At 67.2% G+C, this 13,755-nt stretch carries 10 protein-coding genes; 9 read left to right on the top strand and 1 reads right to left on the bottom strand.

All coding sequences use genetic code 11. The features are described 5' to 3' along the window. Window positions 1-5: 5 nt before the first annotated feature. From flgA to JI752_RS11230, 9 genes are all read left to right on the top strand, one after another. Window positions 6-659, top strand: coding sequence for a flagellar basal body P-ring formation chaperone FlgA (gene flgA, locus JI752_RS11270; protein ID WP_216963847.1), 654 nt, complete (start codon window positions 6-8; stop codon window positions 657-659). A gap of 88 nt (window positions 660-747) precedes the next feature. Further along, window positions 748-1,065, top strand: coding sequence for a flagellar biosynthesis anti-sigma factor FlgM (flgM, locus tag JI752_RS11265; protein ID WP_216963844.1), 318 nt, complete (start codon window positions 748-750; stop codon window positions 1,063-1,065). A gap of 13 nt (window positions 1,066-1,078) precedes the next feature. Further along, entirely contained in the window at window positions 1,079-1,441 is a 363-nt protein-coding gene (locus tag JI752_RS11260; protein WP_216963842.1) for a flagellar protein FlgN, read from the top strand. Between the two features lie 163 nt (window positions 1,442-1,604). Then, window positions 1,605-2,861, top strand: a complete 1,257-nt coding sequence (locus JI752_RS11255) for an ATP-binding protein (protein ID WP_345777343.1) — start codon at window positions 1,605-1,607, stop codon at window positions 2,859-2,861. Between the two features lie 810 nt (window positions 2,862-3,671). Further along, window positions 3,672-6,833 carry a TonB-dependent receptor gene (locus JI752_RS11250; protein WP_216963839.1) on the top strand — a complete coding sequence of 1,054 codons (3,162 nt, stop codon included), beginning with the start codon at window positions 3,672-3,674 and terminating at the stop codon, window positions 6,831-6,833. Between the two features lie 183 nt (window positions 6,834-7,016). Next, window positions 7,017-7,757, top strand: a complete 741-nt coding sequence (locus JI752_RS11245) for a SapC family protein (RefSeq protein WP_216963836.1) — start codon at window positions 7,017-7,019, stop codon at window positions 7,755-7,757. Beyond that, the gene (locus tag JI752_RS11240; RefSeq protein WP_216963833.1) at window positions 7,757-8,803 is read left to right on the top strand and encodes a cupin-like domain-containing protein; all 1,047 of its coding nucleotides are present in this window, start codon (window positions 7,757-7,759) and stop codon (window positions 8,801-8,803) included. The genes JI752_RS11245 and JI752_RS11240 overlap by 1 nt, the downstream gene beginning before the upstream one ends. Window positions 8,804-8,849: 46 nt before the next feature. Then, window positions 8,850-10,367 carry a tryptophan halogenase family protein gene (locus JI752_RS11235; protein ID WP_216963830.1) on the top strand — a complete coding sequence of 506 codons (1,518 nt, stop codon included), beginning with the start codon at window positions 8,850-8,852 and terminating at the stop codon, window positions 10,365-10,367. Between the two features lie 106 nt (window positions 10,368-10,473). Then, the gene (locus tag JI752_RS11230) at window positions 10,474-12,993 is read left to right on the top strand and encodes an exo 1,3/1,4-beta-D-glucan glucohydrolase (protein ID WP_216964314.1); all 2,520 of its coding nucleotides are present in this window, start codon (window positions 10,474-10,476) and stop codon (window positions 12,991-12,993) included. Between the two features lie 63 nt (window positions 12,994-13,056). Here the strand turns inward: JI752_RS11230 and JI752_RS11225 are convergent, their stop codons facing one another. After that, a complete protein-coding gene (locus JI752_RS11225) occupies window positions 13,057-13,731 on the bottom strand; it encodes a DUF2306 domain-containing protein (protein ID WP_216963827.1) in 675 nt (224 codons plus the stop codon). Window positions 13,732-13,755: the final 24 nt, after the last annotated feature.

Below are 13,755 nucleotides of genomic sequence, written 5' to 3'. Positions count from 1 at the left end.
CCCCCGTGCGCGCCACCTACATCGCCATGCTGACGCTCGCGCTGTGGCAGCCGCAGGCGCGGGCGACTGCGTTCCAGTCGCCCGACTCCATCCGCACCGCCGCCATCGCCGCGCTCGGAGCCAACACCCAGGCCGAGGCCGCCGTCGACTCGCAACTGCGCATGCCCGCCTGCACGCAGCCGCTTGCGACCACCGTCGCCGGGCCGGCTTCAGTCGCCGTGCGCTGCGCCGATACCCCGGGCTGGCAGGTCTACGTTCCGGTGAAGGTGCGACGCGAGGCCGACGTGGTCGTCCTTTCCCGGCCCGTGCGCGGGGACGAACCGATCGGGCCGCAACACCTTGCGGTGCAGCGGCGCGAACTCGGGGCCAACGCCGGAGCGGTCGTCACCGACCCGGGCGCCGTCATCGGCAAGCGCCTGCGCAAGGCGATGCCGGCCGGTGCGGTGCTCGGCCAGGACGACGTGGGCGGTGAGGACGCGCTCAAGCGCGGCGATCCGGTCACCCTGGTCTCGCGCGTCGGCGGCATGGAAGTGCGCATGGGCGGGCGGGCGCTCGGAGCAGGGCGGGTGGGGTCGACCGTCTCGGTCGAGAACACCGCCTCGCGCCGTATCATCCGGGGCCGACTGGTCGGTCCCGGGCTTGTAGAGGTCAATTTGTGACGGCTCCTGCAAACCTGTCAGGTTTTCCCCTCAAGTCCGTCCGCGGGCGGCCGTTATCCAGTTCGAACACGTTCTCCAGGAGTCAGCCATGACCCACAAGATCGACGGTGCCATGTCACCCGCGCTGCGCCAGGTGGAAGCCGCGGCCAGCACGTCCGTGCAGTCCCGCGCCGGGGCCGACCGCGGCCAGCCGGTGGGCGCGACCGCCGCGTCCGACCAGATTCGCCTGACCGGCGATGCCACGAACCTGCAGGCGCTGGAGCGCGAGCTCGGCTCGGCGCCGGCCGGCATCGACGTGGCCAAGGTCAACGCGATCCGCGCCTCGCTCGCCGACGGCAGCTACAAGGTCGACGCGCAGGCCGTCGCCGACCGCATGCTCTCGCTCGAGAACGCGCTGTCCAAGTGAAAGGCGCCGGGCGATGAGCGAAGCCTCGACGATCGGATCCAGCCTGGGCTCGGGCCCGCTGGAAGCGCTGGAACACGCGCTGCACGAGGAGCGCCGCGCGCTGCTCGAACACGACGTGGATGCGCTGCTGCGTTCGACCCAGGCCAAGCTGGTCGCGCTGCGGGCCGCCGAGGCCGCAGGCGCGAGCGGCGCTGATGCGCAGCGCGTGCTCGCGCTGAGCGAGCTCAACCAGGCCAACGGAGCGCTGCTGGCGCGCCGTCGCCGCGAAGTGAACTGGTCCCTGCGGCACCTCGGCCGACTCGACGCCGACACCGTATACGACGCCAGCGGGCAGTCCGGCGCGAAGGCGCAGAGCCGTCTGAACGTATCGGTCTGACCGGCGTTGCCAGGTCGGCCGCCGGATCAGGAATGAAGGTCGACCGAAATCTGTCATTGCCAGGTCGTGTCTTGCCATACACTCCCTTCCACTTCCTTGCCCGCGCCCCGGCGCGGACCATGTGGATTGATTGAGCCGGCCTGACGAGCGGCCTCGGAGTGGGATGAGCGAGCACACGATGGAAAGTACGGGCGACAGCATCTGGAGCGAGGACATGCTCTGGGCGGTCGCGATGTCCGACCTGGCGGTCTTCCTGCTCGACAGCGACGGATGCCTGCTGCACAGCAACGACGCCGGCCGCGTGCTGGCGATGCGCCTGCATCCCGACGATCCCCGTCCCGATCCGGCGATGCTGCTGGACTACATCCCGGAACAGGGCTGGCAGATCGCCGTGCGCGACGGCCGCTGGATCGGCGAAGTCCCCACCGCGTTGCCGGGCCTGGTGCTGGAGATCAAGGCCTTCGCCGGGCGCGATCGCGGCCGCTGCCGCCGCTTCGCGGTGATGAGCGACATCTCCGTGCGTTCGGCGCGCGAAGGCGAACTGCGCCGCCGCCACGACGAACTGCAATCCACCTACGACCGCCTCGCCAGTGCGCAGGAACAACTGCTGCAATCGGAGAAGATGGCCTCCATCGGCCAACTCGCCGCGGGCGTCGCGCACGAGATCAACAACCCCATCGGCTACGTGCATTCCAACCTGGGCACGTTGCAGGAATACGTCGGCGCGCTGCTCGCGCTGCTGGACGGTTACGCCGACGCGTTGCAGTCCGACGATCCCACCGCGAGCCGCCCGCTGCTCAAGCGCCTGAGCGAACGCCTGGATGTGGACTTCATTACCGGCGACCTGCCCAAGCTGCTGGAGGAATCGCGCGAAGGCATCGAGCGCGTGACCAAGATCGTGCAGGACCTCAAGGAGTTCTCGCACGTCGAACGCGATGAGCCGATGCGTCCGTCGGACTTGCGCAAGGGCCTGGAATCCACGCTCAACATCGTCTGGAACGACCTCAAGTACAAGGCGAAGGTCGACAAGCATTACGACGAAGTGCCGCTGGTGGAGTGTTATCTGTCGGAGATCAACCAGGTCTTCATGAACCTGCTGATCAACGCCGGCCAGGCGATCAACGATCGCGGCCTGATCACGCTGGCGATGGGCACCGAAGGCGACGAAGTGTGGGTCAGCGTGGCCGACGACGGCGTCGGCATTCCCGAGGATGCGGTGCAGCGCATCTTCGATCCGTTCTACACGACCAAGCCGATCGGCCGCGGCACGGGACTGGGGCTGGCGATCGCGTACCGCATCGTCGCCAAGCACCACGGTCGCATCGAAGTGCACAGCCGCCCTGGGGCAGGCAGCAACTTCCGCGTGTTCTTGCCGATCTCGCAACCGGTGCTGTCGCGTCCGCGCGCGAACGCGAAGTAGCGCGGCGCACGCGGTCCCGCCCCGTAACGTGCGGGCACTCCCTCTCGGCCAAACCACCCTCAACGTCATTCCCGCGAAGGCGGGAATCCAGGGACTTTTCACGCTCTAACGTTCTGCTCCCAGCGACAAAAAGCCATCGCTTCTGTCGTTCAAGCGCAACCGGTAATGCATGGAACGTCCCTGGAGAGTGCCGCCGTTCGGCGGCCCAACAGCCCCGCCTTCGCGGGAATGACGGTGACAGGGGTTCACTGCACGCCCATGCGCCATCGGCCTGGGGCCAGCCTTTGCCCGCTTTCCGGGCGAGCCTCCCGCTTGCCGCTTCCGCCCTCCGATCACGTTCGAGCGTGCTAACGCTACCAATCGGCGCGTCCGTTCCTCATTTGCCGCGTCTGGTTTCTGATGAAACTTCTTGAGCAGAAGGAGGTTTGTTGCACTGCACGGTGACAAACTCGGCACAGTTTGCTTAATTTGCGTTAAGGCTTTGTGGTAGCGCTACCACTGTGACGCAATTGTCACTGCATGACGAAGTAGGAAATTCGTTACGCCTGCACGGGATCTTCAACCGTAAAAATAACGTTGGACCACGCGTTACGTTGCAACGGACGGTTCGTCGAACGTCCGGCTTTGGAGTTGGCAGGCGCGGCCTGCGGGGTGCCCTGGGGAGGGGCGATACATCCATCGATCGAAGTAGAGGGCAGACCACATGATTTGGTTTCGGTCCCACGCAGTAACGGCGTCCTGGAAGCAGTCGGCCACCATCGTGCCGCGCGAGGACATCAGCGGTTTTGCAACGTTCGGGAGGGTCGGCCAATGAGCCTGCGATCGAAGCGGTTCAAGCGTACGGCGATGTTCACCTTCGTCGGCGGCGTGCTCGTCATCAATCCAGTTTTCGCGCAGGACACGCAGGCGCAGCAGGCGCCCGTCGCGCAGCAGCGCCAGTCCGACGAAGCCACGACGCTCGACTCGGTCGTCGTCACCGGCCTGCGCAACAGCCTCAACCAGTCGATGGAACTCAAGCGCGAGTCGGCCGGCGTCGTCGATGCGATCAGCTCCGAGGACATCGGCAAGTTCCCCGACACCAACCTCGCCGAATCCCTGCAGCGCATCACGGGTATTTCGATCGAGCGTCGCGATGGTGAAGGCGCACAGGTCACCGCGCGTGGCTTCGGCCCGCAGTTCAACATGGTGACCCTCAACGGCCGCACCATTCCGGGCGCGGATGCGTTCGGTGCACCGGGCCAGGTGCCGATCGGCGGCATCGACGGCGGCACGCGTGCGTTCAACTTCGCGCAGCTCGCCTCGGAAGCCATCGACACGCTGGTCGTCTACAAGACCGGTCGTGCCAACATCTCTTCCGGCGGCATCGGCGCGACGATCGACATCCAGACCGATCGTCCGTTCGCGCACAGCGGCCTGGTCGCCAGTGCGGGCGCCAAGGCGGTGTACGACGAATCGCAGCCGTTCGACAGCGACATCACGCCGGAAGTCTCCGGCATCTTCAGCTACACCAACGACGACAAGACCTGGGGCGTCGGTCTGTCGGCCAGCTACCAGAAGCGCCACGGCGGTTCGGTGCAGTCCACCGAGAACGCATGGAACATGCAGCGCTGGACGGGTACCGACCCGGCCTTGCGTCCTGACGCGGTGCTGGTCAACGCGCCGGCGATCGGCCAGCTCTACGGCATGCCGAACGACCTGCGCTATGCCTTCGCCGACTTCGAACGCGAGCGCATCAACGGCCAGGCGGTGCTGCAGTTCGCACCGACCGACGCGTTGCAGTTCACCCTGGACTACACGTACTCCAGCAACGAGATCACCGAAGACCGCGGCGAGCAGACCATCTGGCTGCAGCGCGCCAACAGCTTCTCGCACCTGACCTTCGACACCAACGAAGCGGTCGCCACGCCGGTGTACCTGCGTGACATCGTCGGCACGAAGGACTTCGGCTACGAGCAGCAGCGCCAGGAACAGGAATACAAGCTCGATTCGCTCGGCTTCAACGCCAAGTGGGACGTGACCGAGCGGTTCCGCATGAGCTTCGACGGTCACAACACGACCTCGAAGAGCCTGCCGAACGATCCGACCACCGGTGGCAGCTCGACGTTCTTCTCCATCGCCGGCACCAACAACTGCACCGTGGGTCCGTACTGCGGCGGCAACTGGGCGCAGGAGCTGTGGTTCAACAACGGTCTGCCGATCGGCGCGCGCACCTGGTTCGCCAACCCGGCCGCGGCCGCGTCGAACACCGGCGGCGTCGTCAATCCGGACTTCCCGGTCGAGCAGATCGGTTCGCAGGTGCTGCGCATCAACTACCAGCGCCAGGAAACCGAAATCACGCAGGGCCGCATCGACGGCGAATACAACTTCGACGAAGGGCGCCTGCAGTTCGGTGTGGATTCCTCGCGCACGGAGATGACCCGCAAGCAGGCCACCGAAGCCTATTCGACCCTGGGCGACTGGGGCGTGGCGAACACCGGCAACGAGCCGGGGCTGGCCGAGCTCCTGCGGCCGGTGGACATCGTCGGCATGTTCGACGACTTCAGCGCGCCGGGTGCGGCACGCGGTGCGTGGCGCGGCAATGCCACGGCGGGTGCGTTGTGGGCCGGTGATTTCTACGGTGCCACCACGCGCTACAACCCGCAGCTGGCGGCCGACAACAAGATCAAGGAAGACACCGACGCGGCCTACGCCCAGATCGAACTGGACGGCACGCTCGGCGGCATGACGACCAACACGCGCATCGGTGTGCGTTACGAGAAGACCTACCTGACCTCGACCTCGCAGGTCGCAACGCCCAGCGCCATCCAGTGGCAGGCGAACAACGACTTCCGCATCCTGCGTTCGGACGACCAGCAGCCCTTCAGCGAGACGCACAGCTACGACTACGTCCTGCCGAACCTGGACTTCAGCATCGACATCACGGACGAGATCAAGGGCCGTGCGTCGTTCAGCAAGACCATTGCGCGTGCGCCGTACAACAACCTCTACGCGGGCCCGACGCCGAACCAGCCCACCGGTTCGATCCTGATCAACCCGTCCACCCGCGCCGGCGGCGACGCGCAGAACCCCGCGCTGGATCCGCTGGAATCGGACAACCTCGACCTTGCGATCGAGTGGTACTTCGCCGACGCCAGCTTCGTCTCGGTGACGTTCTGGAACAAGGACGTGAAGAACTTCATCGGCACCTCGGTGGTGCGTGAGCCGCTGTACGGACTCACCGACCCGACGTCCGGCCCCGACGCGCAGGCCGCGCTCGCGTTCCTGACCGGCGCGCAGTGCGCGGCGCAGGTCACGGCCGCAGGCGGCGACCTCGCGCAGGCGTGCTCGGCCAACGACACCGCGCTGTTCACCGCGGTGGCGATGCTGCGCAATGCCGGCGCCACGGGCGGCCTGGCCGCGTACGACGGTTCCTCGGCGCAGACGCTGGCGATGGAGAATGCCTACGACCTGGTGGGCGAGGCCGACGATCCGCTGTACGAGTTCGACGTCAACCGTCCGGTCAACCAGAACAGCGCCAACCTGCACGGTTGGGAAATGGGCGGCCAGTACTTCTTCGGCGAGTCGGGCTTCGGCATCTACGCCAACTACACGCTGGTGGACGGTGACGTCGCATTCGACAACACGGTGATCGAACGCGACCAGTTCGCGCTGCTCGGCCTGAGCGACACGGCCAACGTGATGTTCATGTACGAGAAGTTCGGCTGGTCCGTGCGCCTGGCATGGAACTGGCGCGACGAGTACCTGATCGCGGCGAACCAGAACGGTTCCAACCGCAATCCGTACTACGTCGAGGAGTACGAGCAGTGGGATCTGGGCGTGAACTACACGCTCAACGACAACTGGCAGTTCGGCCTGGAAGCGATCAACCTGACCGGCGAGGACGTGCGTTGGCACGGCCGCTCCGAGAAGCAGATCATCAAGCTGGTCGACCAGAGCCCGCGCTACATGCTGGGTGTCCGCTACAGGTTCTAAGGTTCGCGCCTTCCCTCCCGGGTGTCGCGACAGGGTTGGACCGCTGCCAGCGCAGCGGTCCGCCCTCCTGCCGGGAACGCGTCAATGGGCCATCCGTCGGCTGGTGTGATGGAGGCCTCGCAGGGGTTTCCCAAACGGGCCGGATGGGTGCATAAATCAGGCGAACCTCTCCGTCGCAATCTCATGGCCCGATACGAACTGCTCAACAACATCACGCACAAGGATCTGCGCGTCGTCACGCGGTTCGGCCGCGAGTTCGGCGACGACACCGGCATGGTCGTGGCATTCCCGACCGAATTCGCCGAACTGCAACGCGAATACCCGATCTTCTTCCGCAAGGATCCGGCCGGCGACGACTGGCAGGCCGTGGCGCTGCTCGGCCTGGAGGCGAAGGAAAACCTGTTCCTGCAGGGCGAACGCTGGAACGCCGCCTACCTGCCCGGCGCGGTGGCGAAGGGGCCGTTCCTGATCGGCTTCCAGGAGCGCCGCGTGGACGGCGAGCTGCGCCGCGAGCCGGTCATCCATGTCGACATGGACCACCCGCGCGTCGCCACGGGCGAAGGCGAGGCGGTGTTCCTGCCGCACGGCGGCAACAGCGCGTACCTGGACCACATCTCCTCCGTGCTGCGCGGCATCCGCGATGGCGTGGATGCGGGCAAGGCGATGTTCGCCGCGTTCGACGCGCTCGGCCTGATCCAGCCGGTCGCGCTGGAACTGCAACTGGACGAGCAGCATCGCGTCAGCCTGGCCGGACTGCACGGCATCGACCGCGAGCGGCTTGCCGCGCTCGACGCCGATGCATTGCACGGACTGCATCGCGCCGGCTATCTGGAAGGCGCGTACCTGGTGCTCGCCTCGATGCACAACCTGCGTCGCCTGATGGCGGAAAAGCAACGCCGCCTGCAACAGGCGGGGAATGCCTGATGGGCGACGTGGCCGTCGACGCGGGCGCCAAGGTCATCGGGCGGATCCGGGAGATCGACGGCCTGCGCGCGGACGCGCTGCCCATCGACGAACTGCTCGCCTCCGGCAAGCCCGCGGTGCTGCGCGGCATCGCGCGCGACTGGGGGCTGGTGAAGGAAGGCGCGCCTTCGATGACGGCGGCGATGGATTACCTGCGCCGCTTCGACAACGGCCAGCCGGTCACCTATTCCTGGGGCGCGCCCGAAGTGAAGGGGCGTCCGTTCTACAACGACGATTTCACCGATCTGAATTGCGAGGTCCGCCGCAGCGCACTGGCGCAGGTGCTCGACGAGATCGCCGCGCATGCCGGCGATGCCGCACCGCCCACGTACTACGTCGCCTCGCTGCTCGTGGACACGCGCCTGCCGGGCCTGCGCCAGACGAACGACCTCAACCTGGCCGCGCATAACATCGACGCGCCGCCGAGCATCTGGATCGGCAACCGCGTCACCGCCTCGTGCCATTACGACGCACTCAACAACATCGCGGTGTGTGCGGTGGGGCGCCGCCGTTTCACGCTGTTCCCGCCGGAGCAGGTGCACAACTTGTATCCGGGTCCGCTGGAGCCGACGCCGGGCGGGCAGGCGGTGAGCGTGGTGGACTTCGACGCACCGGACTTCCAGCGTTATCCGCGCTTCCGCGACGCGCTCGCGGCGGGGCAGAGCGCCGTGCTGGAACCGGGCGACGCGATCTTCATTCCCAGCCTGTGGTGGCATCACGTGCAGGGGCTGGAAGCATTCAACGTGCTGGTGAACTACTGGTGGAGCAGCGTTCCTGCGTACGTGCCCACGCCGATGCACGCGCTGTACCACGCGATGTGGACGATCCGCGACCGCCCCGAGCGCGAGAAGCAGGCCTGGCGCGAGATCTTCGATTACTACGTGTTCGGCCCGGGCGAACGCGCCGGCGAGCATCTTCCGCCCGCCGCGCGCAACACGCTCGGTGCGGTGGACGAAACGCTTGCGCGGCAGTTGCGCGCGATGCTGATCGCCAAACTCAATCGTTAGTGCCGGCGCGTCCGGTGGCTTGCCGAAGTTGACGGGAGATAACGCAATGGAAAAGAGCAGAGTGCGGAAGGTAGTGATCGCCGGCGGCGGCACCGCGGGCTGGCTCGCGGCGATGGCGCTCACGCACCAGTTCCGCGATCTGCTGGAGGTGGTGCTGATCGAGTCGGAGCAGATCGGAACCGTCGGCGTCGGCGAATCGACGGTGCCGCCGATCCGCAATTTCCATCGCTTCGTGCAGATCGACGAGCAGGAGTTCCTGCGCGAGGTCGCGGGCACGTTCAAGCTGTCGATCTCCTTCGAGAACTGGATCCGCCCGGGCGTGCGCTACATCCACCCCTTCGGCATCACCGGGCAGAGCACGCTGGTGTGCGGCTTCCACCATTTCTGGCTGGAGAGCCTGAAGCGCGGCATGAAGTCCGAGCTGGGCGATTTCTGCCTGGAAACCGTCGCCTCGCGCGTGGACCGCTTCGCGCTGCCGCCGACGCCGCAGGTCAATTACGCCTATCACCTCGACGCAGGCCTGTATGCGCGCTTCCTGCGCCGCAAGGCGGAGGGCTACGGCCTCAAGCGACTGGAAGGCAAGATCCGCGAAGTGCGGCAGAACGGCGAATCCGGTTTCGTCGAAGCCCTCGTGCTGGAAGACGGGCAGGTTGTCGAAGGCGATTTCTTCATCGACTGCACGGGCTTCCGCGGGCTGCTGATCGAACAGACGCTCAAGACCGGCTACGAGGACTGGAACCAGTGGCTGCCGTGCGATCGCGCGGTGGCGGTGCAGACCGAGCCGCTCGGCGGGCCCGTGCCGTACACGCGTGCCATCGCGCACCAGGCCGGCTGGCGTTGGCACATCCCGTTGCAGCATCGCGTCGGCACCGGCTGGGTGTTCTCCAGCCGCCACATGTCCGACGACGAGGCGACGGCGAGCCTGCTGCGCGATGCGGTGGCCAAGCCCATCCGCGATCCGTGGCTGGTGCCGTTCCGTTCCGGCCGTCGCTTGAAGGCGTGGAACAAGAACGTGGTTTCGCTCGGCCTGGCCAGCGGTTTCATCGAGCCGCTGGAATCGACCAGCATCCACCTGGCGATGACGGCGATCGTGCGGCTGATCGAGGACTTCCCGTTCGAGGGCATCCCGCAGTCGATGGTGGAGGTCTACAACAACACCAGCCGCATCGAGATGGAGCACGTTCGCGACTTCATCATCCTGCACTACCACGCCAACCAGCGCGACGAGCCGATGTGGCAGCAGTGCCGGCAGATGGATGTGCCCGATTCGCTCTCCATCCGCCTGCGCGCCTGGCGCGAACGCGCGCATGCGTGGCAGGGCGCGAACGAACTGTTCCGTGTGGATTCGTGGACGCACGTCATGCTCGGCCAGGGCATCGTGCCGGAGCAGCATCATCCGCTGGCCCGGGCGTTGCCCGACGAGCAGTTCGAGCGCTTCTTCTCGCAGATCCGCCGGCCCATCGACGAGGCCGTCGCGAAGTTCCCAACGCAGCAGGAATTCATCGACCGCTACTGCAAGGCCGCGCCGGAAGTCTGGGGCGCGCGCCGGCCCGTGCAGGCATGAGCGGACCCGCGGGCCGTGCGCGGCCCGCTCCAACCAACTCGAACGCATAGAGGAGTCGAACGCGGTGAACGGACGCAACGTGAGACGGATCGGCGGTGGCCTGTTGATGACGGCGCTCGTGCTGGCATTGGCGGCATGCAAGGGCGATGAGAAGAAGGACGCGAGCGCGACGGCGCAGGCCGAGCAATCGCCCTGGCCCGAAGTGAAATGGCCGTTTCCGGAAGATCCTGCGCTGGAGAAGCGCATCAGCGATCTGATGGCGACGATGACGGTGGAGGAGAAGGTCGGCCAGCTCGTGCAGGGCGACATCAGCAGCATCAAGCCGGAGGACCTGCGCAAGTACCGGCTGGGCTCGGTCCTCGCCGGCGGCAATTCCGACCCGGACGGCCAGTACAACGCCACGCCCGCGCAGTGGCTCGCGCTCGCCGACGCGTTCTACGAAGCGTCCATGGACACTTCCGGCGGCGGCAAGGCGATTCCGGTGGTCTTCGGCATCGACGCCGTGCACGGTCAGAGCAACATCGTCGGCGCGACGTTGTTCCCGCACAACATCGGCCTGGGCGCCACGCGCAATCCGGAACTGCTGCGCCGCATCGGCGAGATCACCGCGCTGGAGACGCGCGCCACCGGCATGGAGTGGGCGTTCGCGCCGACCGTCGCGGTGCCGCAGGACGATCGCTGGGGCCGCTCGTACGAAGGCTATTCCGAATCGCCCGATGTCGTGGCCAGCTTCGCCGGCGCGATGGTGGAGGGCCTGCAGGGCAAGGTCGGCACGAAGGAGTTCCTCGACGGGCGGCACGTCATTTCGTCCGTGAAGCATTTCCTCGGCGACGGCGGCACCGCCAACGGCGAAGACCAGGGCGACACGCAGCTCAGCGAAGCCGAACTGGTGCGCATCCACGCGGCGAGCTATCCGCCGGCGATCGCGGCCGGCGCGCAATCCGTCATGGCCTCGTTCAACAGCGTCAACGGCGTGAAGATGCACGGCAACAAGTCGCTGCTCACCGACGCGCTGAAGGGGCGGATGAATTTCGGCGGCTTCGTCGTGGGCGACTGGAACGGCCACGGCCAGGTCGAAGGCTGCACCATCACCGACTGCCCGGCGACGATCAACGCCGGCCTCGACATGGCGATGGCGCCCGACAGCTGGAAGGGCTTCTACGAAACCACGCTCGCCGCAGTGAAGGCCGGCAAGATTTCGCAGGAGCGGCTCGACGATGCAGTGCGCCGCATCCTGCGCGTGAAGTACCGGCTGGGCCTGTTCGAGGCCGGCAAGCCGTCGCAGCGTGCGGTGGGCGGCAAGTTCGAGCTGCTCGGTGCGCCCGAGCATCGCGCCGTCGCGCGCCAGGCCGTGCGCGAATCGCTGGTGCTGCTGAAGAACCAGGATCGCGTGCTGCCGCTGCAGCCCAACCAGCGCATCCTCGTCGCCGGCGACGGCGCCGACGACGTGGGCAAGCAGGCCGGCGGTTGGACGCTCAGCTGGCAGGGCACCGGCAACAAGCGCGCCGACTTCCCCAACGCCGACTCGATCTTCGAAGGCATCGCGCAGCAGGCCAAGGCGGCCGGCGGCGAAGCGGTGCTGTCGGTCGATGGCAGCTTCACGCAGAAGCCGGACGTGGCGATCGTGGTGTTCGGCGAGGATCCGTACGCGGAGTTCCAGGGCGACATCCCGAACCTGCTCTTCCGCCCGGGCAACGACGAACACCTCAAGCTGATGCAGCGCCTCAAGGCCGCCGGCATCCCGGTGGTGTCGGTGTTCCTCAGCGGCCGTCCGTTGTGGATGAACCGCGAGATCAACGCGTCCGATGCCTTCGTCGCAGCGTGGCTGCCGGGCTCGGAAGGCGGCGGCATCGCCGACGTCCTGCTGCGCAAGCCCGATGGCAGCGTGCAGCACGACTTCAAGGGCAAGCTCAGCTTCAGCTGGCCGCGCGACGCCGCGCAGGTCGCCAACAACGTCGGGCAGAAGGACTACAACCCGCAGTTCGCCTTCGGCTTCGGCCTGACTTATTCGGACGACGGCAACCTCGCCGCGCTGCCGGAGGAGTCGGGCGTGAAGGCCGGGCAGACGGAAGCGGGCACGTTCTACGGGCGCGGATCGCTCGCCGACGGCATCGTGCTGCGCTTGTCGAATGCGGCCGGACAGAAGCTCGACGTGACGACCGTGCCGGCAAAGCTGCCAGACGGCAGCCTGGAAGTCACCGCCGTCGACCACGAAGCGCAGGAAGACGCGCGGCGCTTCACGTGGTCGGGCAAGCCGGCAGCGACGGTATCGCTCGTTTCCTCAACGCCGCGCAGCCTCATGCGCGAGGCCAACGGCGACGTGATGCTGGTGCTGACGGTGCGTCCGGACAAGACGCCGGCGGGCGACGTCTCCATTGGCGTGACCTGCGGCGAAGGCTGCAAGCCGGCGAGCCTGCCGATCCGCGCGGCGCTGTCGAAGTTGCCGGCGGGGCAGTGGACTCGCTTCGGTGTCCTGCTGAAGTGCTTCGGCACGGCCGGCGCGGATCTGCGCAAGCTGGACTCGGTCATGACGCTGGAAAGCGCCGGTGCGTTGCAGCTGTCGATCTCGCGCATCGAGCTGGGTGCGTTGAACGAAGCGCAGCAAACGCTGGACTGCGCGCACTGAGCATGACGGGCGCCGCGCTTCGCGGCGCCCGGTCGTCGCCCCCGCGCGTGCGGGGGCGATGCACTAGCCGGAGGTTGCGCGCATCGCCGGAAGCCGACGCGATCGCCGCACGCGCACGAGCCAGAACAGCAGCACGCCGAACGGCGCCACCGCCAGCACGATCAGCACGGGCGAGCCGCGCACGGCCTGCGGCATCACGTCCTGCTGGCCGAGGAAGAACGAGCCGGTGGCGATGAACAGTGCAAAACACATCCGGCCCAGGTGGCGCGTGATGCGCTGCGTCGGCGACAGTGCGCCGCGCAGGACGAAGCGCAGGTCGAACAGCCCCGCGCACAGGCACAGCGAGCCCAGCACGAAGAGACCGACCGGGCCCGGTGGCGCGGGATTCGGTACGGGAGCGCGCGCCGCGGCGACGGCACCGGCGAGTATCGCCAGCCCCAGCAGCAGCCCGCCCGCACACGCGATGCGTTCCGGCCAGCCCGGCGCGCCGCGGCGGTGCGCCGCCATCCATGCGGTGACGACGAAGTAGCACACCATCAGCCCGCCGACGGACGATTCCGGCGGCGTCTTGCGCGGCGACAGCACCGCCGCGGTGATGCCGAGCACGAGCATCGCCACGCAGAACCCGCGCCCGACCGCCATGTGCGTGGTGCCGCCCTTGCGCGCCGCCACCGCCACCGTGCCGGCGGCCAGTGCGGTCAGGCCGGCGGCAATGTGGAGCCAGGTGATCGCATTCATCGCGAATCTCCTCGTCGCGTGGAT

The organism is Lysobacter sp. MMG2, assembly GCF_016735495.2.
Classification (GTDB): domain Bacteria; phylum Pseudomonadota; class Gammaproteobacteria; order Xanthomonadales; family Xanthomonadaceae; genus Lysobacter_J.
This window is presented reverse-complemented; position numbering and strand designations above follow the sequence as displayed.

Excerpts from the sequence above, each read along its gene's own strand:
- JI752_RS11250 (WP_216963839.1), top strand. The coding sequence starts at position 3,672 with ATGAGCCTGCGATCGAAGCGGTTCAAGCGTACGGCGATGTTCACCTTC.
- JI752_RS11260 (WP_216963842.1), top strand. The coding sequence starts at position 1,079 with ATGAGCGAAGCCTCGACGATCGGATCCAGCCTGGGCTCGGGCCCGCTG.
- JI752_RS11255 (WP_345777343.1), top strand. The coding sequence starts at position 1,605 with ATGAGCGAGCACACGATGGAAAGTACGGGCGACAGCATCTGGAGCGAG.
- JI752_RS11240 (WP_216963833.1), top strand. The coding sequence starts at position 7,757 with ATGGGCGACGTGGCCGTCGACGCGGGCGCCAAGGTCATCGGGCGGATC.
- JI752_RS11245 (WP_216963836.1), top strand. The coding sequence starts at position 7,017 with ATGGCCCGATACGAACTGCTCAACAACATCACGCACAAGGATCTGCGC.
- JI752_RS11230 (WP_216964314.1), top strand. The coding sequence starts at position 10,474 with ATGACGGCGCTCGTGCTGGCATTGGCGGCATGCAAGGGCGATGAGAAG.
- JI752_RS11225 (WP_216963827.1), bottom strand. The coding sequence starts at position 13,731 with ATGAATGCGATCACCTGGCTCCACATTGCCGCCGGCCTGACCGCACTG.
- JI752_RS11235 (WP_216963830.1), top strand. The coding sequence starts at position 8,850 with ATGGAAAAGAGCAGAGTGCGGAAGGTAGTGATCGCCGGCGGCGGCACC.
- flgM (WP_216963844.1), top strand. The coding sequence starts at position 748 with ATGACCCACAAGATCGACGGTGCCATGTCACCCGCGCTGCGCCAGGTG.